28 protein-coding genes are annotated in these 25,007 nt (G+C 70.1%); 14 read left to right on the forward strand and 14 right to left on the reverse strand.

All coding sequences use genetic code 11. The features are described 5' to 3' along the window. The first annotated feature begins 20 nt into the window (after positions 1 to 20). The gene (locus ACFY5A_RS12210; RefSeq protein ID WP_105676518.1) at positions 21 to 1,241 is read left to right on the forward strand and encodes an MFS transporter; all 1,221 of its coding nucleotides are present in this window, start codon (positions 21 to 23) and stop codon (positions 1,239 to 1,241) included. A gap of 9 nt (positions 1,242 to 1,250) precedes the next feature. Then, a complete protein-coding gene (locus ACFY5A_RS12215) occupies positions 1,251 to 1,853 on the forward strand; it encodes an NUDIX domain-containing protein (protein WP_387234332.1) in 603 nt (200 codons plus the stop codon). Here ACFY5A_RS12215 and ACFY5A_RS12220 read toward each other — a convergent pair. From ACFY5A_RS12220 to ACFY5A_RS12230, 3 genes are all read right to left on the reverse strand, one after another. After that, positions 1,830 to 3,038: a homoserine O-acetyltransferase gene (locus tag ACFY5A_RS12220; protein ID WP_341942482.1), complete on the reverse strand. Its 1,209-nt coding sequence runs from the start codon at positions 3,036 to 3,038 to the stop codon at positions 1,830 to 1,832. The two genes, ACFY5A_RS12215 and ACFY5A_RS12220, sit on opposite strands and share 24 nt — an antisense overlap. Before the next feature lie 59 nt (positions 3,039 to 3,097). After that, a complete protein-coding gene (locus ACFY5A_RS12225; protein WP_387234335.1) occupies positions 3,098 to 4,027 on the reverse strand; it encodes an endonuclease/exonuclease/phosphatase family protein in 930 nt (309 codons plus the stop codon). Positions 4,028 to 4,162: 135 nt separating this feature from the next. Next, the gene (locus ACFY5A_RS12230) at positions 4,163 to 5,485 is read right to left on the reverse strand and encodes a bifunctional o-acetylhomoserine/o-acetylserine sulfhydrylase (RefSeq protein ID WP_105676523.1); all 1,323 of its coding nucleotides are present in this window, start codon (positions 5,483 to 5,485) and stop codon (positions 4,163 to 4,165) included. Between the two features lie 136 nt (positions 5,486 to 5,621). Here ACFY5A_RS12230 and ACFY5A_RS12235 point away from each other — a divergent pair, with 136 nt between their 5' ends. From ACFY5A_RS12235 to ACFY5A_RS12250, 4 genes are all read left to right on the forward strand, one after another. After that, positions 5,622 to 6,110 (forward strand): DUF1003 domain-containing protein, encoded by a 489-nt coding sequence (locus tag ACFY5A_RS12235; RefSeq protein WP_341942480.1) that lies wholly within the window; start codon positions 5,622 to 5,624, stop codon positions 6,108 to 6,110. Positions 6,111 to 6,174: 64 nt separating this feature from the next. Beyond that, positions 6,175 to 6,957, forward strand: a complete 783-nt coding sequence (locus ACFY5A_RS12240) for an SDR family oxidoreductase (protein WP_387234339.1) — start codon at positions 6,175 to 6,177, stop codon at positions 6,955 to 6,957. Continuing rightward, positions 6,957 to 7,667 carry a uracil-DNA glycosylase gene (locus ACFY5A_RS12245; protein WP_341942478.1) on the forward strand — a complete coding sequence of 237 codons (711 nt, stop codon included), beginning with the start codon at positions 6,957 to 6,959 and terminating at the stop codon, positions 7,665 to 7,667. Before ACFY5A_RS12240 ends, ACFY5A_RS12245 begins: the two co-directional genes overlap by 1 nt. 4 nt (positions 7,668 to 7,671) lie before the next feature. Continuing rightward, positions 7,672 to 8,277 (forward strand): GNAT family N-acetyltransferase, encoded by a 606-nt coding sequence (locus ACFY5A_RS12250; RefSeq protein WP_387234342.1) that lies wholly within the window; start codon positions 7,672 to 7,674, stop codon positions 8,275 to 8,277. 15 nt (positions 8,278 to 8,292) lie between these two features. Here the strand turns inward: ACFY5A_RS12250 and ACFY5A_RS12255 are convergent, their stop codons facing one another. The 6 genes from ACFY5A_RS12255 to ACFY5A_RS12280 all read right to left on the reverse strand — a co-directional run bounded on the left by ACFY5A_RS12255 (position 8,293) and on the right by ACFY5A_RS12280 (position 14,229). Continuing rightward, the gene (locus tag ACFY5A_RS12255; RefSeq protein WP_387234345.1) at positions 8,293 to 9,087 is read right to left on the reverse strand and encodes an ABC transporter ATP-binding protein; all 795 of its coding nucleotides are present in this window, start codon (positions 9,085 to 9,087) and stop codon (positions 8,293 to 8,295) included. Further along, positions 9,084 to 9,875 (reverse strand): ABC transporter ATP-binding protein, encoded by a 792-nt coding sequence (locus ACFY5A_RS12260; protein ID WP_105676528.1) that lies wholly within the window; start codon positions 9,873 to 9,875, stop codon positions 9,084 to 9,086. The genes ACFY5A_RS12255 and ACFY5A_RS12260 overlap by 4 nt, the downstream gene beginning before the upstream one ends. Then, positions 9,872 to 10,741 carry an ABC transporter permease gene (locus ACFY5A_RS12265; protein ID WP_387234348.1) on the reverse strand — a complete coding sequence of 290 codons (870 nt, stop codon included), beginning with the start codon at positions 10,739 to 10,741 and terminating at the stop codon, positions 9,872 to 9,874. The genes ACFY5A_RS12260 and ACFY5A_RS12265 overlap by 4 nt, the downstream gene beginning before the upstream one ends. Then, entirely contained in the window at positions 10,738 to 11,688 is a 951-nt protein-coding gene (locus tag ACFY5A_RS12270) for an ABC transporter permease (RefSeq protein ID WP_105676531.1), read from the reverse strand. The genes ACFY5A_RS12265 and ACFY5A_RS12270 overlap by 4 nt, the downstream gene beginning before the upstream one ends. A 16-nt stretch (positions 11,689 to 11,704) precedes the next feature. Further along, complete coding sequence (locus tag ACFY5A_RS12275) at positions 11,705 to 13,225, reverse strand: ABC transporter substrate-binding protein (protein WP_341942474.1); 1,521 nt, start codon at positions 13,223 to 13,225, stop codon at positions 11,705 to 11,707. 92 nt (positions 13,226 to 13,317) lie between these two features. Then, a complete protein-coding gene (locus ACFY5A_RS12280; RefSeq protein WP_341942473.1) occupies positions 13,318 to 14,229 on the reverse strand; it encodes an alpha/beta hydrolase in 912 nt (303 codons plus the stop codon). A 170-nt stretch (positions 14,230 to 14,399) separates the two neighbouring features. Here ACFY5A_RS12280 and ACFY5A_RS12285 point away from each other — a divergent pair, with 170 nt between their 5' ends. The 3 genes from ACFY5A_RS12285 to ACFY5A_RS12295 are packed head-to-tail and all read left to right on the forward strand — an operon-like array spanning position 14,400 to position 16,097. After that, positions 14,400 to 14,876, forward strand: coding sequence for a carboxymuconolactone decarboxylase family protein (locus ACFY5A_RS12285; protein WP_341942472.1), 477 nt, complete (start codon positions 14,400 to 14,402; stop codon positions 14,874 to 14,876). Next, positions 14,873 to 15,592 carry a tyrosine-protein phosphatase gene (locus ACFY5A_RS12290; RefSeq protein ID WP_387234353.1) on the forward strand — a complete coding sequence of 240 codons (720 nt, stop codon included), beginning with the start codon at positions 14,873 to 14,875 and terminating at the stop codon, positions 15,590 to 15,592. The genes ACFY5A_RS12285 and ACFY5A_RS12290 overlap by 4 nt, the downstream gene beginning before the upstream one ends. A gap of 34 nt (positions 15,593 to 15,626) precedes the next feature. Beyond that, positions 15,627 to 16,097 (forward strand): SIP domain-containing protein, encoded by a 471-nt coding sequence (locus ACFY5A_RS12295; RefSeq protein WP_105676538.1) that lies wholly within the window; start codon positions 15,627 to 15,629, stop codon positions 16,095 to 16,097. Positions 16,098 to 16,152: 55 nt separating this feature from the next. On the opposite strand, the gene ACFY5A_RS12300 is transcribed toward ACFY5A_RS12295, so the two are convergent. The 4 genes from ACFY5A_RS12300 to ACFY5A_RS12315 form a co-directional block, all read right to left on the reverse strand. After that, positions 16,153 to 16,632, reverse strand: coding sequence for a Fe-S oxidoreductase (locus ACFY5A_RS12300; protein WP_341942470.1), 480 nt, complete (start codon positions 16,630 to 16,632; stop codon positions 16,153 to 16,155). Continuing rightward, positions 16,629 to 17,432, reverse strand: coding sequence for an arginase family protein (locus tag ACFY5A_RS12305; RefSeq protein WP_387234358.1), 804 nt, complete (start codon positions 17,430 to 17,432; stop codon positions 16,629 to 16,631). Before ACFY5A_RS12305 ends, ACFY5A_RS12300 begins: the two co-directional genes overlap by 4 nt. Positions 17,433 to 17,498: 66 nt before the next feature. Continuing rightward, the gene (locus ACFY5A_RS12310; RefSeq protein ID WP_341942468.1) at positions 17,499 to 18,242 is read right to left on the reverse strand and encodes a PspA/IM30 family protein; all 744 of its coding nucleotides are present in this window, start codon (positions 18,240 to 18,242) and stop codon (positions 17,499 to 17,501) included. A 56-nt stretch (positions 18,243 to 18,298) separates the two neighbouring features. Beyond that, positions 18,299 to 20,329 carry a TPM domain-containing protein gene (locus tag ACFY5A_RS12315; protein WP_387234361.1) on the reverse strand — a complete coding sequence of 677 codons (2,031 nt, stop codon included), beginning with the start codon at positions 20,327 to 20,329 and terminating at the stop codon, positions 18,299 to 18,301. Positions 20,330 to 20,451: 122 nt separating this feature from the next. Between ACFY5A_RS12315 and ACFY5A_RS12320 the strand changes: the two genes are divergently transcribed. From ACFY5A_RS12320 to ACFY5A_RS12340, 5 genes are read left to right on the forward strand one after another with little or no spacing between them, the layout of a single operon-like run. Beyond that, the gene (locus tag ACFY5A_RS12320; protein WP_341942466.1) at positions 20,452 to 21,294 is read left to right on the forward strand and encodes a DUF3097 domain-containing protein; all 843 of its coding nucleotides are present in this window, start codon (positions 20,452 to 20,454) and stop codon (positions 21,292 to 21,294) included. Between the two features lie 49 nt (positions 21,295 to 21,343). Beyond that, the gene (gene trmB / locus ACFY5A_RS12325; protein WP_341942465.1) at positions 21,344 to 22,069 is read left to right on the forward strand and encodes a tRNA (guanosine(46)-N7)-methyltransferase TrmB; all 726 of its coding nucleotides are present in this window, start codon (positions 21,344 to 21,346) and stop codon (positions 22,067 to 22,069) included. Further along, positions 22,066 to 22,956 (forward strand): CPBP family intramembrane glutamic endopeptidase, encoded by an 891-nt coding sequence (locus ACFY5A_RS12330; RefSeq protein ID WP_341942464.1) that lies wholly within the window; start codon positions 22,066 to 22,068, stop codon positions 22,954 to 22,956. Before trmB ends, ACFY5A_RS12330 begins: the two co-directional genes overlap by 4 nt. 37 nt (positions 22,957 to 22,993) lie before the next feature. Continuing rightward, positions 22,994 to 23,386 carry a DUF1304 domain-containing protein gene (locus ACFY5A_RS12335; RefSeq protein WP_105676549.1) on the forward strand — a complete coding sequence of 131 codons (393 nt, stop codon included), beginning with the start codon at positions 22,994 to 22,996 and terminating at the stop codon, positions 23,384 to 23,386. Positions 23,387 to 23,440: 54 nt separating this feature from the next. Next, a complete protein-coding gene (locus ACFY5A_RS12340) occupies positions 23,441 to 24,517 on the forward strand; it encodes a DNA polymerase IV (RefSeq protein ID WP_387234366.1) in 1,077 nt (358 codons plus the stop codon). Between the two features lie 25 nt (positions 24,518 to 24,542). Here the strand turns inward: ACFY5A_RS12340 and ACFY5A_RS12345 are convergent, their stop codons facing one another. Beyond that, entirely contained in the window at positions 24,543 to 24,947 is a 405-nt protein-coding gene (locus tag ACFY5A_RS12345; protein WP_387234369.1) for a RidA family protein, read from the reverse strand. Positions 24,948 to 25,007: the final 60 nt, after the last annotated feature.

A 25,007-nucleotide genomic window follows, 5' to 3' on the forward strand; every position in this document is an offset into this window, starting at 1 on the left:
GCGACCGGTAGTCTTTACGGGTGAATCCCTCGACTGACACGAGGGGTGCGGCGAAGAGGGCGCTCCTCTCTCTCGCCATCGGCAGTTTCGGCATCGGCATGACCGAGTTCGTCGTGATGGGCCTGCTCCCTGACATCGCCGGCGACCTTCTGCCGACCCTGTGGGCGTCGAGCCCGGAGGACGCGCTGAGCCAGGCCGGCTGGCTGATCTCCCTCTACGCGCTCGGCGTGGTGGTGGGTGCGCCGACGATCGCCGGGTTCGTGGCACGCTTCCCTCGGCACCGTGTCATGATCGGCCTCGCCCTGGCCCTCACCGTCTTCAACGCCCTCACCGTGGTGCTGCCGACGTTCGAGCTCGTCGGGGCCTCGCGCTTCCTCGCCGGTCTCCCGCACGGAGCCTATTTCGGCATCGGCGCTCTCGTGGCGGCCGACGTCATGGGCCCGGGCAACAGGGCCAAAGGCGTCGCCTTCATCCTGACCGGCCTCACGGTCGCGAACGTCGTGGGCGTGCCGCTCGGGACCTTCCTCGGCCAGCAGTGGGGCTGGCGCGCCGCGTTCGGCGTGGTCGCCCTGGTCTTCGCCCTCGCGACGCTGTGCATCTCGTTCTTCGTGCCGGAGCACCCGGGCGAGCCGGGGCGCACGATGCGCTCCGAGCTGCGGGTGTTCCGCATCCCGCAGGTGTGGTTCGCCCTCGGCGTCGGCGCCATCGGCTTCGGCGGATTCTTCGCGGTCTACAGCTACATCGCCCCTCTCGTCACGGAGGTCGCCGGTTCGCCGGAGTGGGTCGTGCCCATCGTGCTCGTCCTGATGGGGCTCGGCATGACCGGAGGCAACATCGTCGGGGGCCACCTCGCCGACATCGACCTCCGGCGCACCCTGCTGTTCGGCCTCGCGATCATGGCGGCCGTGTTCGCGCTGCTCGCCGCGCTCTCGTTCTGGATCGTGTCTCTCGCCGTGCTCGTCTTCGTCGTCGGATTCGTGTCCTCGGTCCTCGCTCCGACGATCCAGACCCGCCTGATGGACGTCGCCGAAGACAACCAGTCGATCGCCGCGGCGCTCAACCACTCGGCGCTCAACATCGGCAACAGCATGGGGGCGTTCCTCGGCGGCCTCGTGATCGCCGCGGGCTGGGGCTTCACCGCGCCGTCGTGGACCGGCGCTGCGCTCGCGGTGGCCGGACTGCTGATCGCCCTGCTCTCCTTCCGCGTGGAGTCGCGGAAGACGGCGATCGTCCGGTCGTAGAGTGTGGGGGTGGACGCCCCCGAAGACCTTCCCGTCGCCGGCACCGTCGTGCTGCTGCGCGACACCGATGCCGGTCCGGAGACGCTGCTCATGCGCCGCCCTGACCGCGGCTCGTTCGCCGGTGCGTGGGTGTTCCCCGGTGGGGCGGTCGAGGCATCCGATCGGGCACCCGGCGCGGCGGAGCAGGAGGACGCGCGCAGGGCGGCCGCCCGCGAGGCGTTCGAGGAGGTCGGGGTCGTCATCGACGATCTGACGGTGCTGTCGTGCTGGACGCCGCCCGCCGAGGCCCCGAAGCGCTTCCGCACCTGGTTCTTCCTGGCAACGTCCCTCGACGGCGCGGTGCGGCCCTCTGCCGCCGAGGTCGCAGACGTGGCCTGGGTGCGACCTGCGGACGCGCTCGCGCGGCACGGCGCGGGGGAGTTGTCCCTGTTCCCTCCGACGTGGATGACGCTCCACGGTCTGCTCGGGTTCGCACGAGCCGCGGAGGCGATCACGACCGCGGAGGTCGCGTTCTACCGCACCCGGATCGAGGGGTCGGCGTTCCGGTGGGACGGGCTCGCCCTCGAGACCAGGACGCTGCCCTGGACCCTAGCTGCCGAGCAGCCGGCGTAGGTGGCGGCCGACGGCATCCGTCTCGATGAGGAAGCCATCGTGGCCGAAGTCGCTGGTGAGCACGACGGCGTCGTTCCCGTCGAGCGTGTTCGGGATGCTGCGCGCGATGCGATGCTGCCCGTCGACGGGGAACAGCCGGTCGCTGTCGATCCCGAGGACGAGCGTCGTCGCGGTGACCGTGCGGAGCGCCTCCTCGACGCCGCCGCGGTCGCGACCGACGTCGTGCGAGTTCATGGCCTCGACGAGAGTGATGTAGCTGTTCGCGTCGAAGCGGCGCGTGAACTTGTTGCCGTGGAAGTCGAGGTACGACTCCACGGCGAAACGTCCGCCGTGGCCGAGCGGCGACACATCGGACTGCCACGAGCGCTGGAAGCGCTGATTGAGCTCGATCGGGCTGCGGTAGTTCAGCAGAGCCATGCGACGCGCGAGGGCGAGCCCCCTGTGCGGTCCGTCGCCGTCTGCGAGGTCGTAGTACTCGCCGCCCTGGAACCGCGGATCCATCCGCACGGTCTCGAGCTGGACCGTGTTCAGGGCGATCTGGTCGGCCGTGGTGACCGGAGGGGACGAGAGCACGGCGAGGCGATCGACGCGCTCGGGGTGGGAGATCGCCCATTCGAGCGCGTGCATCCCGCCCATCGAGCCGCCGATGACCGCGGCCCAGGTGTCGATGCCGAACGCGTCGGCGAGGCGCACCTGCGCCGCCACCTGGTCGCGGATCGTGAGGTACGGGAACCGCGAGGCCCACTCGTAGCCGTCGGGGGCGATGCTCGCCGGGCCCGTCGAGCCCTGGCACCCGCCGAGCATGTTGGGAGCGATCACGAACCACTCGTCGGTGTCGAGGGCAGCGCCGGGACCGACGATGTCCTCCCACCAGCCGGCGGTCGGATGCCCTGCCCCCGCGTCGCCGCGGAGGTGGCTGTCTCCGGTGAGGGCGTGCAGCACGAGGATCGCGTTGCTGCGCGCGGCGTTCAGCTCGCCCCAGGTCTCGAAGGCGAGTCGGATGCCGGGCAGCTCCACGCCGCTCTCCGTGCCGAACGCGCCGAAGGACGCGAACCTGCGTCCGCCGATCGCGTCGCCGTCGCGCCAGGCCCCGGTCGCCGGGGGGCGCGCGCGCAGAAGGCGGACGTCGGCCTCCGTCACCGGCGCCGACGGCACCGTGTCCTCAGAGGTCGTCTGCCAGTCCATGGTTCCATTCTCGCCCGGGCGGCGGGCCCCGCGGCGAAGGTTACGCGGAAGAGTCGCGGCTATCGGCCGAGAACGGTCTTCGTCGCGAGGTGATCGCTGTTGCCCGCCGGGAGTGTCGTGGACGAGATCGTGCTCAGCCCCCGGGTGAAGACCTGATCGATGCGGGTGAGGGGGAAGGCGGCGGGCCAGGTCAGCCCCAGGCTCGCATCGGTGGGGCGCACCCAGTCCAGCTCTCCGCGCAGGGGGTTCAGCGCGGGATCCGTCGACGCCGCGTTGAAGTCGCCGACGACGACGAGAGATTCCGCCGGGTCCGCGGCGACGGTCGCCGCCAGCCCCGACAGCATGGTGTCGCGGGCGTCCTGATGCCCCGGTCGCACGGATGCCGCGTGCAGCACGTAGACCTCGGTGGGGGCATCCGGAGCCTCGACTGTGACCCTGATCGCCCGCTTCCATCCGAGACCGAGGGTGAGGGGCTCGGCATCCGCGAGCGGATACCTGCTCCAGATCCCCACGGTGCCCACCGCGTAGGAGTGCGGATAGCGTTCGGCGAGCGCGCCCTCGGCGACGGCGAGGCTGTCGCCGTCGAGCTCGACCAGCGCGATCACGTCGGCGCCGGTGTCGGCGAGCTCGTCGGCGGATGCCGCCGCGCCGCCGGAGTGCGCACGGACGTTCTGGCTCACGATCGTGAGGGCGGGAGTGCCGGCGGCCCCGAAGGAGGGAAGGGCGGGCGCCATCGCCATGGCCCAGACGACGACGGGGACGAGCAGGACGAGGAGCACGCGGCGGGCGAGCAGCAGCGCCAGCACCGCCACGACGAGCAGCGCCGCGCCGAGCCACGGCAGCGCTGCGGCTCCGGCCGTGCCGATCGGCCCGGGAATCCATGTGCACACGACGGCGACGAGCAGGACGAAGCCGGCGACGGCGAGGGTCCGTGCGGCCCGCGTCCGGGGTCTCCGGACCACGGCGGTCCGGGTGTCGGCGTCGATCATGTGCTCCTCACGGCAGGGCGGGGTCTTCCATTCTCGTGGGCCCCGCCTGTGCGCCTGCCGAGCAGAGGTCGGCGCGGCCGCACGCAGAGATGCCCCGAGCCGAAACCCGGGGCATCTCTGCGTCTGTGGAGGCGATCAGGCGCGTGCAGCCTCCGACACGCGGCGAGCCGCGGCGAGGGCCTGGTCGAGATCGGCCTTCAGATCGTCGATGTTCTCGATGCCGACGGACAGGCGCACAAGACCCGGCGTGACGCCAGCGGTGAGCTGCTGCTCGGGGGTGAGCTGCGCGTGCGTGGTCGATGCGGGGTGGATGACGAGCGAGCGCACGTCGCCGATGTTGGCGAGGTGGCTGAACAGGGACAGGCTGTTCACGAACTCGCGACCGGCCTCCACGCCGCCCTTCAGCTCGAAGGAGAGCACGGCGCCGACGCCCTTGGGGGCGTACTCGTTCGCCTTGGCGTACCAGGGCGACGACGGCAGCCCAGAGTAGTTGACGGTCGCGACGTCATCGCGGTTGTCGAGCCACTCGGCGATCTCCTGTGCGTTCTGCACGTGGCGCTCGATGCGCAGCGACAGCGTCTCGACGCCCTGGATGAGGTTCCAGGCGCTCTGCGGGGCGATGGCCGAGCCGAGGTCGCGGAGCAGCTGCACGCGGGCCTTGATGATGTAGGCGAGGGCGTCGCCGACCGCGGCCGTGTAGCTCGCGCCGTGGTACGAGGGGTCGGGAACCGTGAGGCCGGGGAACTTCTCGACGTTCTTCGACCACTCGAACTTGCCGCCGTCGACGATGACGCCGCCGATGGTGGTGCCGTGGCCGCCGAGGAACTTCGTCACCGAGTGGATGACGATGTCCGCACCGTGCTCGAACGGGCGGATCAGGTACGGCGTGGCGATCGTGTTGTCGACGATGAGCGGCACTCCGCTCTCGTGCGCGATGTCGGCGACGGCGCGGATGTCGAGGATGTTGATCTGCGGGTTGCCGATCGTCTCCGCGAAGAACAGCTTGGTGTTCGGGCGGACGGCGCGACGCCACTCCTCGGGGTCGTCCTGGTTCTCGACGAAGGTGACCTCGATGCCGAGCTTGGCGAGCGTGTACTTGAAGAGGTTGTAGGTGCCGCCGTAGATCGAGCTGGAGGCGACGAAGTGGTCGCCGGCCTCGGCGATGTTCAGGATGGCGAAGGTCGACGCCGCCTGGCCGCTGGAGAGCACGAGGGCGCCGGTGCCCCCTTCGAGGGCCGCGAGGCGCTGCTCCAGGACGTCCTGGGTCGGGTTCTGGATGCGGGTGTAGATGTTGCCGAACTCGGCCAGGGCGAAGAGGTTGGCTGCGTGGTCCGCGCTGTCGAACACGTAGGACGTGGTCTGGTAGATCGGCGTGGCCCGGGCCTTGGTGACGGGGTCGGGTGCGGCGCCGGAGTGGATCTGCTTGGTCTCGAAACGCCAGGTCTCGGGTGCGGACATGTGTTCCCCCTGGAACTGTTGAAGAGGTCTGTGGCGAATGCCGTTGCTGAGACAGTACGGAATATCGGCCATTGTCAACAAGGACGGGGAAATGTGACGTAACACCCCGGTGGCCCTCGGGTGCAGACTGACGTCCATGACCGATATCGCAGAGACGCTCGGCGACCTGCCCGCGATCAGCGCCCGCCCGACGCCGTCGATGACCTGGCATCAGGCGGCCTCGACGGAGCTGACGTTCGGAGAGCGAGCCGCAGACGGAATGAGAAGGGCGATGGGGAGCTGGGGCTTCGTCGGCGCCTTCGTCCTCGTGATGGCGGTGTGGTGGGTGCTGAACTCGCTGCACGGCCTCGCGTGGGATCCCTACCCCTTCATCCTGCTCAACCTGTTCCTGAGCATGCTCGCCGGCCTGCAGGGGGCGATCCTGCTCATCGCGGCCAAGCGGCAGGATGCGATCGCCGCGGCGCTCGCGCAGCACGACTTCACCACCAACCTCGCCGCGAAAGCCGACATCGAAGCGCTCCTCGAGATCAATCGCCGTCAGCTGGCGATGATCGTCGAACTGCGTCAGATCGCCGCGGCGGTCGACGAGGGCAGGGGAGCGGCTCCCGCTCCCGACGCGCAGTGACGGCAGGGAGACACGGTCTGAGGGTCCTGCCGCACGATCCGCGCGTCCCGGATACGGTGGAGGCATGACAGGCAGACGTGCAGTGGTGACGGGTGCGAGTTCGGGGATCGGCGAGGCGACGGTGCGTGTGCTCCGCGCCCGGGGCTGGGAGGTCGTCGGCGTGGCGCGACGCGCCGACCGGCTGGCGGCGCTCGCCGCGGAGACCGGTGCGCAGGTGATCCCGTGCGACCTCACCGATCCGGATGCCGTGGCCGCGCTCGTCGCGGATGTCGAGGCGAGCGGCCCCGTGCATGCCCTCGTGCAGGTCGCGGGCGGCGCCAGGGGCACCGACCGCATCGAGGACGCCTCGACCGAGGACTGGCAGTGGATGTACGACGCGAACGTGCTGTCCACGCAGCGCCTGGTCAAGGGCCTGCTGCCGCTCCTGCGGCGAGCCGCCGCGGTCGACGGGCACGCCGACACGGTGTTCGTCACGTCGACGGCGGCGCAGCTCGCCTACGCCGGCGGAGGTGGCTACAACGCCGCGAAGGCAGCGGAGGCGATGCTGGTGCACGCGCTGCGCCTGGAGCTGAACGGCGAGCCGATCCGCGTCTCTGAGGTGGCGCCGGGCATGGTGCAGACCGAGGAGTTCGCGCTGAACCGTCTCGGCGGTGACGCCGTCGCCGCGGAGGCCGTCTACTCCGGAGTCGTCTCGCCGCTCGCCGCGAGCGACGTCGCCGACGTGATCGCCTACGCGCTCGATGCTCCTGGGCACGTCAACCTCGACCTCATCACGATGCGCCCCGTGGCCCAGTCTGCGAACCACCTGCTCGCGCGCGGCCCGCTGCGCGTGCGCACGGACGACTGATGCCGGCGCGGACCCTCGCGCAGCTCGCCGCCGACGGTGAGATCGATCCCGGCTGGGCCGAGGCGCTGTCGCCCGCGCAGGACGTGATCACGGAGCTGGGGGAGCGGCTGCGCGCGGAGCAGGCCGCCGGCCACGGATACCTCCCCGCGGGGGCGAACGTGCTGCGCGCCTTCCGCCGCCCGCTCAGCGAGGTGCGCGTGCTCATCACGGGTCAGGACCCCTACCCGACCCCCGGGCATCCCATCGGGCTCTCCTTCGCGGTCGACCGGGACGTCCGTCCGCTGCCCAGGAGCCTCGGCAACATCTACAAGGAGCGCGAGAGCGACCTCGGCATCCCCCCGGCCCCGCACGGCGACCTCACGGCCTGGAGCGATCAGGGCGTGCTGCTGCTGAACAGGGTGCTCACCGTGCGACCGGGCCTCGCCGCATCCCATCGGGGCTGGGGCTGGGAGAAGGTCACCGAGCTCGCCATCCGCGCTCTCGTCGCCAGGGACCGCCCGCTCGTCGCGATCCTCTGGGGACGGGATGCCGCGAACCTGCAGCCGCTCCTCGGCAGCACGCCGGTGATCGCGTCGGCGCACCCGTCTCCGCTGTCGGCGAGCCGGGGCTTCTTCGGCTCCCGCCCGTTCTCCCGCGCGAACGCCCTGCTGGAGGAGCAGGGGGCGGATGCCGTCGACTGGCGCGTCGACGGAGAGCAGCCTCTAGGCTGAGCGCATGCAGTTCGAACCGGGTGACCGCCGACGTGTTCTGCCGCGCCACCTGCGTCCGACTCCGGCCCCCGAGGTGTTCTCGTACTCGATCCGCCCCGCACGCGCCTCCGATCTCCCGCACGTCAGGGAGATCTACAACCACTTCGTGAGCAACTCGGTCGTCACCCTCGACGAGCGGCGCAGCTCCATCCCGTACTGGCGCGAGAAGTTCGCCATGCTGACGAGGCTCGGGCTGCCCTTCCTCGTCGCGGTGTCGCCGTCGGGTGTGGTCCTCGGGTACGCCCTCGCTCAGCCGTGGGCGGGCAAGAACGCCTACCGCTACACCGTCGAGGACTCGATCTACCTCGGCCCCGGGGCGGGCGGCAAAGGACTCGGGGGTGTGCTCCTGCAGGCGCTGATCGACGCCTGCCAGCAGCTCGGCATCCGTGAGATGGTCGCCGTGATCAGCGACAGCAAGGCGGAGGCGTCGATCAGGCTGCACGCGAAGCTCGGCTTCGTCGAAGCCGGACGGATGGGACGGGTCGGCCACAAGTTCGGGCGCGAGCTGGGCACGGTGTACATGAAGAAGGCGCTCACGCCGACGGGGCGACGGCGTCTGTTCGGACGCTGAGCGGCGCAGCGCGGGTCAGCGGTCGGGGTGCGGGATCACCGGTATGGCCGCCAGCAGGGTCCTGGTGTACTCCTGCGTCGGCGACAGCAGCACCTCCGCCGTGGTGCCGCGCTCGACGACCGCTCCGTCCTTCATGACGACGACCGTGTCGCACAGGTTCTGCACGACCCCGATGTCGTGCGAGACCGTGATGAGCGTCAGCGACGTCGTGCGCCGGAGCTCGACGAGGAGCTCGAGGATCTGCGCGCGCACGGTCACGTCCAGCGCCGACAGCGGCTCGTCTCCCACGAGGATGCGCGGGCGGTGGACGATCGCGCGTGCCAGGGCGATGCGTTGACGCTGGCCTCCGGAGAATTCGTGCGGGTACCGGTTGGCCATGTCGGGCTCGAGCCCCACCTGCTCCAGCACCTCGCGAACCCTCGCGCGTCGGTCGCCCTCGATGCCGAGAGCCCACAGCGGCTCGCCGATGATGCGCCCTGCGGTCATCCGCGGGTCGAGGGAGGCGTAGGGGTCCTGGAAGACGAGCCCGGTCTGTCGCCGCAGCCAGTGCAGCGAGGTGGCGGACGCCGTGGCATCCACGGCGCGTCCGTCGACGGCGACCGTGCCCGACGTGGCGCCATCGAGGCCGAGCAGCAGACGGATCAGGGTGGACTTGCCGGACCCGGACTCCCCGATGATGCCGACGGAGGAACCTTCGACGACGTCGAGGTCGGTGGGCTGGAGCGCCGTCTGGGTGCGCGTGCGCTCGAACGCGGACCTCTTCGGCACCACGAAGTCGCGGCGGAGCGCGCGTGCTTCGATGAGGCTCACGATGCTGCTCCATCCGGTCGCCAGAGCGTCGCGGTCGCATCGCGCAGCAGCCCCTGCGTGATCGGCGAGCGCGGTGCGCTGAGCAGGGTCGCCACCGGGGCGGACTCCACCACGCGGCCGTGCTCGAGCACCACGCCGTCGACGGCGACCTGTGCGAGGACGGCGAGGTCGTGCGTGATGAAGACCAACGACATGCCCTGCTCCTCGACGAGGTCGAGGAGCAGAGAGAGGATCTCGGCCTGGATGGTGACGTCCAGGGCGGTGGTGGGTTCGTCGGCGATCAGCAGACGTGGTCGGCAGGCGAGGGCCATCGCGATCGCGACGCGCTGGCGCTGCCCTCCGGAGAGCTGGTGCGGATAGCGGTCGACGATCGTCTCCGGATCGGGCAGCCGCACTCGGGCCGCCTCGGCGATCGCACGCTCCCTGGCCTCGCGACGTCCGATGCGCTCGTGGATGCGGATCGACTCGGCGATCTGCCGTCCGACGGTGCGGATGGGGTTGAGAGCGGTGCGGGGCTCCTGGAAGACGATGCCGATCTCATCCCCGCGGAGCCGTGCGAGGTCCCTGTCGGGCATCCCGATCAGCTCGACGCCGTTCCAGCGGATGCTGCCCGATGCCGTCGCCCCGTCGGGGAGCAGACCGAGGATCGCCAGGGCGGTGAGCGACTTGCCCGAGCCGGATTCGCCGATCAGCCCCAGACGCGATCCGTCGGGGACCTCGAAGGACACGCCGTCGACGACGCGGCGACCATCGATCTCGACGACGAGGCCGTCGACGCTCAGGCTCATGCGACCACCGCCGGGGTGTGGACCTCGGCCGCGCGGTGACGCAGCGTCGGATCGGTGGCCTCGCGGAGCCCGTCGCCCAGGAGGTTCAGCGCCAGCACGGTGATGGTGATCGCGAGACCCGGCCAGATGACCGAGAGCGGATGCACGCCGATGTAGCGCTGCAGGTCGGACAGCAGGATGCCCCAGCTCGGCTCGACGACGGAGGCGCCGAAGCCGAGATACGACAGCCCCGCCTCGGCGAGCACGGCGACGGCCATCGACCACGACAGCTGCACGATGAACACGGGAGCGACGTTCGGCAGCAGGTGCCGTACGAGGTTCTGCCCCGTCGTGAGCCCGGATGCTCTGGCCGCGAGCACGAAGTCGCTCTGCTGCACACGGCGCAGCTCCGGGCGGGTGACGCGGGCGATGTTGACCCCGAAGCCGATGCCCACCGACCAGATCACGACCCACAGCGAGCCGCCCCACACCGACGAGATCATCATCGCGATCAGCAGCACGGGGAAGGCGATGAGGATGTCGACGAAGACGGCGACGGTCTCGCGGAGCCAGCGCGCGGTGAGCGCGCCGAGGGCCGCGAGGGCGACGCCCACGAACGTCGCCACGAGTCCGGCGCCGACGCTCACGAACACCGTCGTGCGCGCCCCGGCCATGATCAGGCTCAGGATGTCCCGCCCCGTGTCATCCGTGCCGAGCAGGTGCGGCCACCCCGGTGGCATCCACCGGTCTCTGATCTCCGAGGACTGGGGGTCGAAAGGCGTCCAGAACAGCGAGACGAGCGCGAGGAGCGCGACGACGGCCACGACGACGAGCCCGAAGCGTCCCGTGGAGGTTCTCCAGAGCCTGCGGAGCCACTGCGGGGTCATGCGGCCTCCCGCTGCCGAGGATCGATCGCACGGTGGGCGAGGTCGACGAGGAAGCCGACGACCAGCACGAAGCCGGTGAGCACGAGCAGCTCGCTCTGCACCTTCACCAGATCCCGAGTGCCGACGTCGGCGACGAGCATCCGCCCGATCCCGGGGAGGGTGAACAGCTGCTCGATGACGACGGAGCCCACGATGATGCCGGCGACCTGCAGGCCGAGGACGGTGATGATGGAGAGGCCGACCGCGGGGATGCCGTGCTGGATCAGGGCGCGCGTGCGGGTGAGCCCCTTGGCTGCCGCGGTGCGGACGAAATCCTGCCCCGCGGCCTGGAGGGTGGCGCTGCGGACGAACCTCATGAGCATGGCGCCCTCGACGATGCCGATCGTGAGCGCGGGGAGGAGCAGCGACTCGATCGCCTTGCCGGGGGTCGACCAGCCGGTGCGGGGGAAGCCCTGAGGGGGCAGCCACCCCAGCCACACCGAGAACACGACGATGAGCATCATGCCCGCCCACACCACGGGGACCGCGGCCAGCGCCTGCGCCCCGACGCTCAGGGCGGTGCCGCCGCGACGGCCGCGCTGCAGCGCGGAGAGCACGCCGAACGGCAGCGCGATCAGGACGGCGATGGACAGGGCCATGAGGCCGAGGGGGACCGTGACCTGGGCCTTGAGGGCCAGCTCCTCGCCCACGGAGGCGCCGGAGAGCAGCGAGGTGCCGAGATCGCCGCGGAGGATGCCGCCGATCCACTCGACGTACTGGGCCGGCAGCGGGCGGTTGAGGCCCAGAGACTCACGCAGGGCCTCGACCTCGGCGGGCGACGCCTGGGTACCGGCGATGAGCTGGGCGACGTCGCCGGGGAAGACCCGCAGCGTCAGGAAGATGAGCACGCTCGACACGAGGAGCCCTGCGATGAGCAGGGCTCCTCGGACGAGCGCATAGCGGATCACGGAGCGGAGGCCGCCGTCACTTCTCGGTCGCGACGGTCACGCCGCTGAGGTCGATACGCGAGTTGATCGAGTCCTTCGGGAAGCCCGAGACCTGCGGGCTCACGGCGGTGATGGTGGCGCCGTTGTAGAGCCAGTCGGCGGCGTGGTCCTCGGACACGATGCGAGCGGCCTGCTCGAGGAGCTTCGCGGACTTGTCAGCGTCGACCTCCTTCAGCGCCTGGGCGTAGAGCTCCTGCACCTTGGTGTTGTCGTAGCCGAAGTAGTAGTCGGGGTTCGCGAAGTTGCCGAAGTCGCGCGGCTCGACGTGCAGCACGAAGCTGAGGTCGTAGTCGTGGTTCGTGTAGACGTCCTCGAGCCAGGCGGGGAACTCGACGGAGTTCACGTCGAGGGTGACGCCGACCTTGGCGAAGTCGGAGATCAGCACCTTCGGCACGGTCGTTCCGTAGAAGTTCGGGATCGTCAGGGTGAGCTCGAGCTTCTCCTGGCCTGCCTCCTTGAGCAGGGCCTTCGCCTTCTCGGGGTCGTAGGAGATGACGTCGGAGAGGTCCTCGTAACCGGGATCGAGCTCCGGGATCGGTCCGTACAGGGTGGAGCCGGCGCCCACGGCCTCGACGAGCGCCTCGTGGTCGATGGCGAGGCGGAGGGCCTCACGCACCCGCACGTCGTCGAGCGGCGCCTTCTTGTTGTTGAAGGCGAGGGTCGCCTTGTCGGTGGTGCGACCGGTGGTGAGGGTGAAGTCGGTGCCCTCGAACTGGGAGACCAGGTTGGGGTCGACCGCCGTCAGCACCTGCACGCCGCCGTCGAGAGCGGTGTTCACACCGGCGGTGAAGTCGGGGATGTAGAGGAACTCGACGGTCTTGACGCCGGCGGCTTCGCCCCAGTACGCGTCGTAGCGTCCGAAGGTGATCGAGCTGCCCTTGCTCCAGCGGGTCAGGGTGAACGGACCCGTGCCGTTCTCGGCGGTCTTGAGGTCGGTCGCATCGCCGGCCTGGAACACGAGCCCTGCGGGGCCGGTGAGCGCGAAGAGGAAGTTCTGGTTCGGCTCGGTGAGCACGATCTGCACGGTGGCGGCGTCGGGCGCCGAGATCGAGGCGACCGAGGCGAAGTCGGAGTTGCCCTGCAGGGTGGCATCCGTACGCACGGCCTCGTAGGAGGCGACGACGTCGGCGGAGGTGAGCGCCGCGCCGTTGTGGAACGTGATGCCGTCGTTCAGCGTGAACGTGTAGGTCAGGCCGTCAGCCGAGACCGTGTGCTTCGACGCCAGCCGGTCGACGATCTCGTTGTCCTGCGTGCGGCTGACCAGTCCCTCGTAGATGTTGTCGATGAGGACCTGCTCGAGGGCGGCGCCGCTGGTGTGGCGGATGTCGAGGTTGGTCGGCTCGAGGACGAGCCCGACCTGCAGGGTGGCGTCGGGGTCGGGCTTGCCGGTGGCCGTGGCGGTGGGCTCAGGGGAGCTGGTGCCGGTGCAGGCGCTGAGGATCACGGCGGTGGCCGCGATCGCGGAGATCAACGCGAGTCGTCGGGTGCGACGGAACATGGATTTTCCTCTCGGTGCGGCAGATGCTGTGTGCCGGTGGATCGAGCCTAGGGATCAGTCGGGTGGGTCAGGGTCGTCTGTGGAACGGAACGTCACAAAGCGCGGGTGAGGAACTCGGCGAGCTCCTTCGGCGCCGTCTCCTGGACGTTGTGGGTCGCGTCGATCGCGATCGCACGCGCGCCGGGCACGCGACGCTCCCACTCGTCGGCATCCGCTTCGCTGACGAAGCCCCGCGTCGCTCTGACGAGCGTGATCGGGGCGGTGACTGCGGCGAGGTCGTCCCAGCCCGTCTCGTGCAGGACGGACGGGGATGCCGCGGACCCGGGGTCGTGCGCGGCCAGTGCCTGGGCGGCGAGGTGCGCGAAGTGGTGCTTCCACTCGACGCGGCCGTCGGAGCGCACCCGTGTGTTCAGGAAGACGCCGCGCTCGGTCTCGGGACGCGTGCCGCCGAACCCGAGGGAGATGGCCTTGTCGACGAGCTCGTCCCGCGTGGCGAAGTGGGTCGGGCCGGCGTAGAACTCGCGCAGAGCCGCGGGGCCGGCGGTGACGTCGATTCCCGGTGTGATGTCCACGACGATCACCGCGGCGACGAGCTCGGGATGCGCGGCGGCGAGGGCTGCGGCGGTGAGGCCGCCGAGCGACTGGCCGACGACGAGCTGAGGGGTGTCTGTCCATGCCTGGAGCGCCGCAGCGACGTCGGCGGCGAGCGGCCGTGGCGTGTAGTCGAGGTCGTCGCGCCAGGACGAGTCGCCGTGGCCGGCGAGATCGATGGCGAGGAGAGGCTGCTGGAGGGCGAGAGCCGTGGTGTCCCAGGTATGGGCGTTGAGGCCGGCGCCGTGCAGGAGCGTCACCCGGGGGGACTCCGTGCCGAAGCGGAGGGCGCTGAGCTCGCGTCCGTCGGGAAGGGAGAGGGTGAGTCGCTCGACACGGGGGAGGGGAACCCCGAGCGCTTCGGCCTGTGCGGGAAGATAGCTGAACTCGCTGATGTCGATCGCCACCTGCATATTCTGCTCCCGCTTCGGGGCTGCACGGAAACTCGGGAGCATATCGACAAGCAGAAGATGACCTTGTGTTGCAATTTCGGTCTTCATGTTGCGCTTTGATCGAGCAGTCTGCATTCGGCGACGGAATCGCCGCTCGCCGCAGTCGCTCTCGCAGCGAATAGCATGGAGTCATGAGCGAGACGCGAGTGCACCTGTCCAAGACCGAGCCGACCGCGTACCGGGCGCTGGACGAGTTCTCCCGGACCGTCGGCGACATCTGCGCCGCGAACGGCATCGACGAGCGGCTCAAGGAGCTGGTGATGATCCACTGCTCCCAGCTCAACGGCTGCGGGTACTGCACGCGCATCCACGTCGACCGCGCGCTCAAGGCCGGGATCGACACCGACACGCTCATGCAGATCGCGACGTGGCGCGAGAGCGGCGTGTTCAGCGAGCGGGAGCAGGCGGCGCTCGAGCTCGCGGAGGCGTTCACCTTCATCTCCGAGGAGGGCATCTCCGACGAGGTCTACGACCGCGTCGGAGGGGTCTTCACCGAGAAGGAGTACGCGGCCCTCAGCTGGGCCTGCGTCTCGATCAACGCCTTCAATCGCATCGTGATCGCCGGCCGCTACCCGGTCCCGCCTCGCACGCCGCAGGCTCAGGCATGACGGTCATCGACGTCGAAGGCGTGAACAACCTCCGCGACGTGGGCGGGATGCCCGCGGCCGGCGGGAGGATCCGTTCCGGGGTGCTGCTGCGCTCAGGACAGCTGTCGACGGCGACCCCGCGCGGCGCAGACGCGCTGGGCGAGCTGGTGAGTCACATCGTGGATCTGCGCGACGGCGAGGAGGTCGCCGCGGAGCCGACCGAGATCGCGGGACCCGACACCACGCACCTTCCGCTCTTCCTCGGCTCAGTGCGATCGTTCTTCGAGGCGGACACGAGCCTCGACGGCCTGTACCTCCACCTGCTCGAGGAGAGCGGCGAACGGCTGGTCGCGGCCGTCCGCATCATCGCCGCCGGTCACCCCACGCTCGTGCACTGCACCGTCGGCAAGGACCGCACCGGGGTGACCGTCGCTCTCGCGCTCGCCGCCGTCGACGCCGACCGCGAGGCGATCATCGCCGACTACGCGCTCACGGAATCGCAGCTGCCACCAGAGCGCTCGCAGCGGATCGCCGCGTATCTGCGCTCGCAGCACCCGGAGGCCGTGCATGCGGTCGCCCTGGCGACGCAGTCGCCCGCCCCTGTCATGCGCCGCCTGCTCGAGCGCGTCGACGAGCGGTGGGGGTCTGCGGCCGACTACCTGCGTGCGAACGGGTTGACGGATGCCGAACTCGACGCGCTGCGGGCTGCGCTGGTCGAACCTGCCGACCAAGGTTAGGCAAGCCTTCACTGGGTGATACGATGGAGGGACGATGAACACCTCCCTCGACACTCGCAGCACGCGCGCAGAGCGCCGCGCGGCTCGTCGGCGTTCCCACCACCTCGTGACGGCGGATGAGAACTCGCTCGCCGAACTGGAGGTCTTCCTCACCACGCTGCCCCTGTGCGCATCGGGGCGGATCTTCATCGAGGTTCCTCAGGCCTCCGACATCGGCGTGATCGAGGCCCCCGGTCGGATGACCGTGACGTGGCTCGCCCGCGGCGACCGCAGCGGCGCACCCGGCACAGGTCGTGCATGCGCACCGGGGCAGGCGCTCGCGCGCGCCACCTGCGCCTGGGCCGACGAGATGCTCATCGACGACGAGTTCGAGACGCACGTCACCCTGCTCGGCGGATTCCTCGGCACAGCCGACATCATCGAGCACCTGACCTCGACGCTCGACGTCGAGCCGACGCAGATCCACGCGCCGGAGCGCTTCGGTCTGCTTCCGATCGAGCGTTGATCCCCGACTGCTGACCAGGGCTGCACAGCGGCCTCTGCCGTCCGAGCGGCAGAGCCTACGCGGGGGAGCGATCTGCGCTGCGCGCTGCGGTGCGCCGAGCAGGACTGCGACGCACGTAGTTGCCGTCCTCGAGACCGGCTTCGATCTCGAAGCGGTTGCGCAGCGGGTCCCGGCCTGCGAACAGGTAGAGCACGGGCATCAGGAAGCCGTACCGCAGCCATTGCGCCTTGTGCACGGCTTCGTGACGCAGCACGGCGTCGCTCGGGTCGTCATCGCCCGTGAGGAAGCAGCCGCCGACGCACACCCCGCCGCGATTGAACGTCCAGCTCGGCATCCCGCGGAACACCCAGAGCCCTGCGCGGCGTTCGACCGGTCCCGTGCTCCACAGGGATCCCCAGAGCCAGCCGACGGACGTCCCCCACCAGTAGCCGATGCGGCTGACGGGGGAGCGGAGCAGGAACGACGGGATGCGTCGATCGAATCGCCGCCCGCGCTCCAGCGCCGCCTCGGCGGCGGGCCGCCAGTCGTCGATCACGCGACCGCGCCGACGAGCCGCAGCAGCGCGCCGAGGTCGTCGACGGCGTCGGCTGGTGTCCGCGGCGCGAAGCCGGAGATGGTGGCGCCGGCGAGCGGCACGCTCTCACGGAGCCGCCGGATCGCCGCGCTCAGCGTGGCCGTGGCCAGGCCGAACGGCGCGGCCTCGGACACGCCGGAGAGCTCCGAAGGGTCGAGCACGTCGACGTCGATGTGCACCCAGACCCGTGCGGCTCCGGTCGCCCGGACGGCATCGGCCAGCGCGTCGGCGGATTCGAGGTCGTCGGCGGACAGGATGTTCAGGCCATCGGTCTCCGCGACCTCGGAGTCGTCGAGGTTTCGCAGGCCCACGGCCACGATGCGCTCGCGCGGGATCCCGGGGGAGAGGGCGAGCTGAGGCTCGCCGTCGCCGATCACGGCGCGCAGCGCCATACCGGAGAAGGCGCCGGACGGCGAGGTCTCGGGGGTGTGCATGTCGGGGTGCGCGTCGCACCACACGACGGCGAGGTCGTCGGTGCCTCCGGGCAGTGCCGCCAGGGCGGCGACGGTCACGCTGCAGTCGCCGCCGATGACGACCGTATCGGGGGTCATCGCATCGCGGACGAGGTCGCGGGTGCGCAGCAAGGCGCTCAGGCGCCGGACGCCGGTGCCCAGCGACTCGCCGGCTTCGACCGGGACGTCGAGCACGGTGGTCGCGGCGCGGGGGAGATCACCCGCGATGGCGGTGGCGCCGTCGATGAGGAGCATCGCGCGGGCGGCGGGAGAGCCCTGCCACTGCGGGACGACGAGGAAACGCACCATGGGTGCCTCCAGAGAGGAAGGAGCGGATGCTCCGGACCGGGAGGGTCCGGAGCATCCGCGGGTGTATCAGGAGCCTTCGATGGCCGTGCGGGGGGCGGAGCCGCCCGCCTTCAGCTCGGCGAGGCGCGCCTCGACCTCGGTGAGCTCGCCGAGGTCTTCGAGGCTCTCGAACTGGGCGTCGAGGCTGGATGCCGCGAGCTCGGCCTTGCCCTGCGCAAGAGCCTCCTGGCGGCGGACCTTGTCTTCGAACCGGCCCAGCTCGCTGGTGGGGTCGAGCACGTTGATCGAGCCGATCGCGTCCTGCACCTTGGTCTGCGCCTCGGCGACCTTGGCGCGGGCGAGCAGTTCGCTGCGCTTGTTCTTCAGCTCGCCGAGCTTCTCCTTCATGCCGTTGAGGCCGGTCTTGAGCTTGTCGACGATCTCGGTCTGAGCGGCGATCTGCGGCTCGGCCGCAGAGGCCTCGCGCTCCGAGCTGATCTGACGCTGGAGGGCGATCTTGGCGAGGCTGTCGAACTTGTCTGCATCCGCACCGTTTCCGGTCGCGCGCATCTCGTCGGCCTTGCGGCTCGCGGCCAGAGCCTTGTTGCCCCACTCGGTGGCCGACTGGACGTCTTCCTCGTGATCGCGCTCGAGCAGGCGCAGGTTGCCGATGGTCTCGGCGATCGCGGACTCGGCGTCGGCGATGTTGTTGGTGTAATCGCGAACGAGCTGGTCGATCATCTTCTGCGGGTCTTCTGCAGAGTCGAGGAGCGCGTTGATGTTCGCGCGGACGAGCGTCGAGATTCGTCCGAAGATGGACTGCTTGGTCATGCGGTTTTCCTTTCAGAGGGTCCTGATCGAGATCTTCACTTATGCGTCTATGAGTTTCAGAAGCGTCGTCCGCCCGAGCGTCCGGAGCGTCCGCCCCCGCTGGAACGTCCGCCGCCGCCACCGAACCCCGAGCTGCGGAAGCCGCCGCTGCCGCTGGATCGCCAGCTGCTCCGTGAAGAGCCGCCGCCGCCACCGCCGCCTCCGGACAGGAGACCGCCGATGATGCCGCCGAGGATGTCTCCGCCGAGACCGGAGCCGCCGGAGCGGGAGCCGCCATAGGGACTGCCGCCCCAGCTGTCGTCGGCGACGTACGACGAGACATCCGACTGCGCGGAGGAGCTGGCCTGGCGTGCGAGCTCGACGGCGTTCTGCGCGGAGGCGAGGGCCTGCTCCGGACTGCTCGCGCGCAGGCTCAGCGCCTGAGTGAGCTCCGCCTCGGCCTGAGAGAGCCGGGTGCGCGCGGTGCTGCCGACGCTGCCGCGCCTCGTCTCGATGAAGTCCCTGGTCGCGCGGATCTGGGAGTCGGCCTGCGCGAGGGTCTGCTCGAGCATCTGCTGTGCGCGGCGCGCGCGCTCGACGGTCTCCCTGCCCTGCGCGATCGCCGCGTCGATCTGCGAGTTCGCCGCGGTGAGGGCCTCCAGAACCCGCTGAGGGCTGCGCGTGGCACCCGTGAGGTTCGCCTGGGCCTGCTGCAGCTGCTGCTGCGTCGCGGCGGCGGCCTGCGCGATCGTGCCGGAGCCGTCGGGGAGCTGCTGCGCGGTCGCGATGTCGCCCTGCAGCTCGGTGATGAGAGCCTGGGCCTGCGTCTCGATGGATGCGAGCTCGGCGCCGAGCGAGGTGATGGCCTGGACGAGCTGGGTCGCCTGTGCGACGGACTGCTCCGCCGTGCGGATCGCGAACGCGGCATCGCCCGTCTTCGCCGCGGCGATGGCCGCGGCGGCGGCCTCGATGGAGTGGTCGGCCAGCGCAGCGCGCTCCTGAGCCTGCGCCGGGTTGTCCGCGACCGTGCTCAGCGCCGACGGATCATAGGCCGCGGCGAGCGAGGCGAGCGCGGGAGCGGCCCCCGCGAGCACCGGAGTCAGCGCCGCGCGCTCTGCGCGCACTCTCTCGAGCTCCTGGGGAGCGTTCTGCTCCAGTTTGCGGAGCTCGTCGAACGCATCGGTGTTGGCGTCGAGGACCGCGTCGATCTCGGCGCAGAGCTGGATGATGCGGATGTGCCACGCGCGACGATCGAAGACCGTGTCCTCGATCTCGTCGTCGAGCTTCTGCTTGAGGTCGAACGCCTCCGACATCTTCGCCTTCGCGGCGTCGATCACGGCCGTGAACTCGGACGTGGGGCCGTCGCCGAACTGCGCGACGGCGAATCCCAGCTCCTCCTTGCTCGAGGTCAGCGCATCGTCGGCCTGGACGAGTGCCGCGCCGGCCTGGGTCTGCACCTGCTCGTCGGTGAGCGTCGAGAACGGGTCGTTCGGGTCGGGCTTCTCGGGCATCGCTCCGCGTTCGCGGATCGCTGCGGCGCGGCGCGACCGCCGCACGAGGAAGATCACGAGCCAGATCAGCAGCGCGGCGGCGATGACGGCGAGGACGATGAAGAAGGTGCGCAGGGCGCCGGCGCCGCCGTCGCCCTGGATCTCGTCTGCGGCGAGGACGATCGCGCCCTCCCAGTGGTTCTGGCTCGCGAGGGGCTGGATCTTGTCTTCGACGTCATCGAGCTTGTCGTTGCTGAGCGGACCGCCGGGGGCGGCGGAGATGTAGTAGCTGCGCCCCTCCACGGCGATCGCGAGGAGGTACTGCGCGGTTCCGAGGTTGTTGTTCTCGGCGACGCGATCGGCCCATTGCGCGTTGTCCGACGGGGAGGTGAAGTCGTCGACGAGCACGACGAAGAGGTCGGCCGACGAGTTCTCGGAGAGGGTCTGCAGCCGCGCCTCGATCGCGCTCTCCTCGTCGGCGCTGAGCACTCCCGCGGCATCCGTGACGTAGCCCTGGTCGAGCGTCAGCGGATCGGTCGCGTACGCGGCTCCAGACGAGATGAGTCCGGCGGTGGCGGCGAGCACCAGCGCACCGAACGTCAGCCAGCGAGTCTTCATGCCTGTCCCTCCGACCGGTGGCCGTGCCCCATGGGTCGAGTCTATGCATACGAGCCGACACGCGACAGCACTCGGGCGCTGATCGCCGTTCGCCCTCAGCGGAGACACATACGCTGGATGGCATGGATGACAGATACGGATCGGATGTGCTCGCCGCGGGATGGCGCGAGCGCGCGGCGAAGCCGGTGCCCGAGGTGCCCGCCGACCTCGATCTGGTCGTCGAGGTCGCCGACGACGGCTACTGCGGCGCGGTGACGAAGGTGCAGGGCGGCACCGTGGAGCTCGAGGACTGGAAGGGGCGCAAGCGTCTGTTCCCGCTCGGCGGCGGCTTCCTGATCGAGGGGCGCCCTGTGCGGCTGACGGTGCCGAAGGCGGTGGAGCAGGGACCCCGGCGCACGGCATCCGGTTCGTTCGTCGTGGCCGACCAGCGCGCCCGCGTGGCGCTGCCCAGCCGCATCCTCGTCGAGGGCAAGCACGATGCCGAGCTCGTCGAGAAGGTGTGGGGCGCCGACCTCCGCGTCGAGGGCGTCGTCGTCGAGTTCCTGCAGGGCGTCGATCTGCTCGACGAGCTGCTCGCCGCCGAGCCGCCGAGCGCGGACCGTCGCTACGGCGTGCTCGTCGATCACCTCGTGCCGGGTTCCAAGGAGTCCAGGATCGCCGACGCCGTCTCGCGCGGCCCGCACGGTCGTCACGTGAAGATCGTGGGGCACCCTTTCGTCGACGTGTGGCAGTGCGTCACCCCTCGGGCGCTCGGCATCGCGAAGTGGCCGGAGATCCCGCGAGGCACGGACTGGAAGACCGGAATCTGCCGCGCGTTCGGATGGCCGTACGAGACGCAGGCGGACACGGGCATCGCGTGGCAGCGGATCCTGTCGAAGGTGCACACCTATCGCGATCTCGAACCGGCTCTGCTCGGCAGGGTCGAAGAGCTCATCGACTTCGTGACGGCCCCCGCGCCGCGGTAGCCGGACGGGAGGAGCGGATGCCGCTGCGCCTCTCTACTACCCTGGAAGGATGCCCGAACCCCGCATCTTCCGCGACGAGCCGGTGTCCTTCGTACGCAGGAGCGGTCGGATGTCCGATGCGCAGGAGCGCGCCTTCGCAGAGCTCGCCCCGCAGTACCTGCTCGACGTCCCTCGCGACATCGCGTGGACCTCCGTCCACCCCGACGCTCGACTCGACCCGTCGTCCGAGTACGGCCGCGACGCCGATCTGTACGTCGAGATCGGTTCCGGCCAGGGCCACGCGATCGTGGCCGCGGCATCGTCGCGCCCGGAAGACGACTTCCTCGCCGTCGAGGTCTTCCGCGCAGGTCTCGCGCGCACCATGCTCGATGCGGACCGGGAGGGCGCGCGCAACCTGCGGGTCGTCGAGGCCAACGCACCGGAGGTGCTCTCGTCGTACCTCCCCGACGCAGCGGCGGCCGAGGTGTGGATCTTCTTCCCCGACCCCTGGCACAAGAAGAAGCACACGAAGCGTCGGCTGGTGCGCCCCGGGTTCGGAGACGCAGCGGCGCGAGCGCTGCGCGATGGCGGACTGCTGCGGCTCGCCACCGACTGGGAGGACTACGCGCTGCAGATGCGCGAGGTCCTGGATGCCGAGCCGCTCTTCGAGCGGGCCTTCGAAGGGGAATGGGCCGAGCGTTTCGACGGGCGCGTCATGACCGCCTTCGAGCGCAAGGGCATCGCCAAGGGGCGGGACATCCGTGACCTCGTGTACCGGAGGCGAGACCGCGCATGAGCGCGGACGGGCGCGGCACGGCGGTATGGCCCGGCATCGCGCCCGCCGTTCTCGTCTGCGCGGCCGCGCCGGCGTTCTTCGTGCTCCAGATCGCATGGCTCGGCTGGCTGCTCCTCGCGCTCGGCATCGGCACGGCCTGGCTGAGCGAACGCGGGAAGGCCGTCGACGACCAGATCGTCAGCATGGGAGCGCGGCGCGAGACGGCGCGGCAGATCGGCATCCGTCGGCAGCCCTCTCTCACGCGCGACCTGTCCCTGATCGCGATCGGACTGTTGATCGTCAGCGTCATCCCCCTCGCCGCCGAACTCGACAACCTCGCCATGCTGCGCTTCACCCTCGCCCTCGGCGGGGCGGTCGCTGTGCCTTACGTCGTGTCGCGATACCTGTTCCGCGACCGCGCGATCGCATTTCCCTGGCGCGCGCATCGTCGCTGGGGGCGTCTGCAGTGGGGATGGCTCGTCGCCGTCCTGGTGCTCGGATGGCTGATCCTGCCGTTCTACTTCATCACCAGCGGCGTCTACCAGAACTGGCCCGTGGTGGACTCGCCCGAGCTGATCGCCCGACTGTTCGTCGGCGTCGGGGCCGTCGGCATCTGGGACGAGCTGTTCTTCATCTGCACGGTCTTCGCCCTGCTGCGCCGGCACTTCCCCGATGCCGTCGCCAACGTGCTGCAGGCGATCGTGTTCGTGTCCTTCCTCTGGGAGCTCGGGTACCGCGCCTGGGGACCCGTCCTCACGATCCCTTTCGCCCTGCTTCAGGGGTTCATCTTCGTCCGCACGCACTCGCTCGCCTACGTCGTCACGGTGCATCTGCTGTTCGACGCGGTGGTCTTCGGCGTGCTCGTGCATGCGCACAACCCTGGGCTGCTGCCGATCTTCCTCGTCTGACGACGTCTCCCGGCCCCGCCGGTGGGAGAATCGAGTCATGATCATCGCCGGACTCGTCCTCGCCGCCGCCGCGGCGGCCTTCCACGTCTTCATCTTCGCGCTGGAATCGCTGAAGTGGACGGAGCCGGAGACGCGGAAGATCTTCGGCGTCGCCAGCGAAGCGGATGCCGTCACGATGAAGCAGCTCGCGTTCAACCAGGGCTTCTACAACCTCTTCCTGGCGCTCACGGCGCTGCTCGGGGTGGGCCTGTACATCATGGGCAGCGCGACCGTCGGGCTCACTCTCGTCTTCGCCGGTACGGGCATGATGCTCGCCGCCGCGCTCGTGCTCGTCCTGTCGGACCGGTCGAAGACCCGTGCCGCGCTCATGCAGGGCACGCTGCCGCTGCTGGCCGTCGTCGCCACCGCGATCGGCGTCGCCGTCTCCTGACGTCGTCGCGTCCCCGGGGGTGACACCGCGGCTCGCAGCCGTCACACTCGTGTCATGGCCGACTGGGTGCTGCACGTGGACATGGACCAGTTCATCGCGGCCGTCGAGGTGCTGCGCCGCCCCGAGCTCGCCGGCCTCCCGGTCATCGTGGGAGGGCGGGGGGACCCCACGGAGCGCGCCGTCGTGTCGACGGCGTCGTACGAGGCCAGAGCCTTCGGCATCGGTTCGGGAATGCCGCTCAGGATCGCGGCGAGGAAGGCTCCGGATGACGCCGTCTTCCTCCCCGTCGACCATGAGGCCTACGAGGCCGCCTCGCACGAGGTGATGACCGCGTTGCGTTCGCTGCCGGGCGTCGTGCTGGAGGTGATCGGCTGGGACGAGTGCTTCCTCGGCGTCGAGTCCGACGATCCGGAGCAGGTCGCACGCGATGCGCAGACGGCGGTGCGGGAGGCCACAGGGCTGCATTGCTCGGTGGGCATCGGCGACAACAAGGTGAGAGCCAAGATCGCAACGGAGTTCGGCAAGCCTCGCGGCATGTTCCGCCTCACCGCCGCGAACTGGTTCGAGGTGATGGGGAAGAAGCCCACGCGCGACCTCTGGGGCGTCGGACCCAAGGTGCAGAAGCGGCTCGCGACGCACGGGATCAACACCGTGCGTCAGCTCGCGGATGCCGATCAGCAGGATCTCGTCGCGGAGTTCGGGCCGAGAATGGGGGTCTGGTATCGCGATCTCGGCGAGGGGATCGGCCCCGCGATCGTCGACGACACTCCCTGGGTGGCGCGCAGCCACAGCCGCGAGACGACCTTTCAGCGGAATCTCACGACGGCGGAGGAGGTCGAGGCGGCGATCCGCGAGCTCGCCGCCAGCGCCTTCGACGACTGCGCGGCCGAGGAGCGTGCGGTCGTGCGGGTGCACCTGAAGGTGCGGTACGCGCCCTTCGAGACGAAGACGTTCGGACGCAAGCTCGCCGAGCCGACCCTCGACCGCGACCAGGTGGTCGCCGCTGCTCTCGAGCTGGGCGGCACGCTCGATCGAGACCGCGAGGTCAGGCTGCTCGGGGTCCGCGCGGAGATGACCATGCCCGATGACGCCGACACCGCGGAGCGGACGCCGGTGCGCGGCAGGATCTGACGTCGGGAGGCGAGGCCCGGCGCGCTCAGTCGCGGAACACCGCGGCTACGGCACTGACCTCGATCACCGCACCGGGGACGCCGAGACCCGCGACGAGCGCCGCGGTCACGAGGGGAGGGGCGCCCTCGCGTGCCAGCTTCGACGCCACCGCGCCGTACGCGGCGCGCAGATCCGCGTCCTGCTGGATCAGCACCGTCCAGCTGACCACGTCGTCGAGACCTGCCCCGGCGGCCTCGAGCGCGACGCGGGCGTTCTCCACCGCACGGAGTGACTGCTCGCCGGCGTCTGCGGAGACGACGGCGCCGGTCGCGTCGACGCCGTTCTGGCCGCCGACGTAGATCGTCGTCGCGCCGGGTGGGACGACGGCGACGTGGCTGAACGCGGGACTGACGACGAGGCCGTCCGGCTGCAGGAGAGTGATGGTGTACATGGCCCCAGTGTGGCACTGGGCGCGGACATCGCGTGAAGCACGAGAAGGGGCGGAGCGCTG

The sequence above is a fragment of the Microbacterium sp. NPDC012755 genome (assembly GCF_042901325.1).
GTDB lineage: Bacteria > Actinomycetota > Actinomycetes > Actinomycetales > Microbacteriaceae > Microbacterium > Microbacterium natoriense.

Coding starts and splice junctions, on each gene's coding strand:
- ACFY5A_RS12220 (WP_341942482.1), bottom strand. CDS start 3,038: ATGGACTGGCAGACGACCTCTGAGGACACGGTGCCGTCGGCGCCGGTG.
- ACFY5A_RS12225 (WP_387234335.1), bottom strand. CDS start 4,027: ATGATCGACGCCGACACCCGGACCGCCGTGGTCCGGAGACCCCGGACG.
- ACFY5A_RS12230 (WP_105676523.1), bottom strand. CDS start 5,485: ATGTCCGCACCCGAGACCTGGCGTTTCGAGACCAAGCAGATCCACTCC.
- ACFY5A_RS12235 (WP_341942480.1), top strand. CDS start 5,622: ATGACCGATATCGCAGAGACGCTCGGCGACCTGCCCGCGATCAGCGCC.
- ACFY5A_RS12240 (WP_387234339.1), top strand. CDS start 6,175: ATGACAGGCAGACGTGCAGTGGTGACGGGTGCGAGTTCGGGGATCGGC.
- ACFY5A_RS12245 (WP_341942478.1), top strand. CDS start 6,957: ATGCCGGCGCGGACCCTCGCGCAGCTCGCCGCCGACGGTGAGATCGAT.
- ACFY5A_RS12250 (WP_387234342.1), top strand. CDS start 7,672: ATGCAGTTCGAACCGGGTGACCGCCGACGTGTTCTGCCGCGCCACCTG.
- ACFY5A_RS12260 (WP_105676528.1), bottom strand. CDS start 9,875: ATGAGCCTGAGCGTCGACGGCCTCGTCGTCGAGATCGATGGTCGCCGC.
- ACFY5A_RS12265 (WP_387234348.1), bottom strand. CDS start 10,741: ATGACCCCGCAGTGGCTCCGCAGGCTCTGGAGAACCTCCACGGGACGC.
- ACFY5A_RS12275 (WP_341942474.1), bottom strand. CDS start 13,225: ATGTTCCGTCGCACCCGACGACTCGCGTTGATCTCCGCGATCGCGGCC.
- ACFY5A_RS12280 (WP_341942473.1), bottom strand. CDS start 14,229: ATGCAGGTGGCGATCGACATCAGCGAGTTCAGCTATCTTCCCGCACAG.
- ACFY5A_RS12285 (WP_341942472.1), top strand. CDS start 14,400: ATGAGCGAGACGCGAGTGCACCTGTCCAAGACCGAGCCGACCGCGTAC.
- ACFY5A_RS12290 (WP_387234353.1), top strand. CDS start 14,873: ATGACGGTCATCGACGTCGAAGGCGTGAACAACCTCCGCGACGTGGGC.
- ACFY5A_RS12295 (WP_105676538.1), top strand. CDS start 15,627: ATGAACACCTCCCTCGACACTCGCAGCACGCGCGCAGAGCGCCGCGCG.
- ACFY5A_RS12305 (WP_387234358.1), bottom strand. CDS start 17,432: ATGGTGCGTTTCCTCGTCGTCCCGCAGTGGCAGGGCTCTCCCGCCGCC.
- ACFY5A_RS12310 (WP_341942468.1), bottom strand. CDS start 18,242: ATGACCAAGCAGTCCATCTTCGGACGAATCTCGACGCTCGTCCGCGCG.
- ACFY5A_RS12315 (WP_387234361.1), bottom strand. CDS start 20,329: ATGAAGACTCGCTGGCTGACGTTCGGTGCGCTGGTGCTCGCCGCCACC.
- ACFY5A_RS12320 (WP_341942466.1), top strand. CDS start 20,452: ATGGATGACAGATACGGATCGGATGTGCTCGCCGCGGGATGGCGCGAG.
- trmB (WP_341942465.1), top strand. CDS start 21,344: ATGCCCGAACCCCGCATCTTCCGCGACGAGCCGGTGTCCTTCGTACGC.
- ACFY5A_RS12330 (WP_341942464.1), top strand. CDS start 22,066: ATGAGCGCGGACGGGCGCGGCACGGCGGTATGGCCCGGCATCGCGCCC.
- ACFY5A_RS12335 (WP_105676549.1), top strand. CDS start 22,994: ATGATCATCGCCGGACTCGTCCTCGCCGCCGCCGCGGCGGCCTTCCAC.
- ACFY5A_RS12340 (WP_387234366.1), top strand. CDS start 23,441: ATGGCCGACTGGGTGCTGCACGTGGACATGGACCAGTTCATCGCGGCC.
- ACFY5A_RS12345 (WP_387234369.1), bottom strand. CDS start 24,947: ATGTACACCATCACTCTCCTGCAGCCGGACGGCCTCGTCGTCAGTCCC.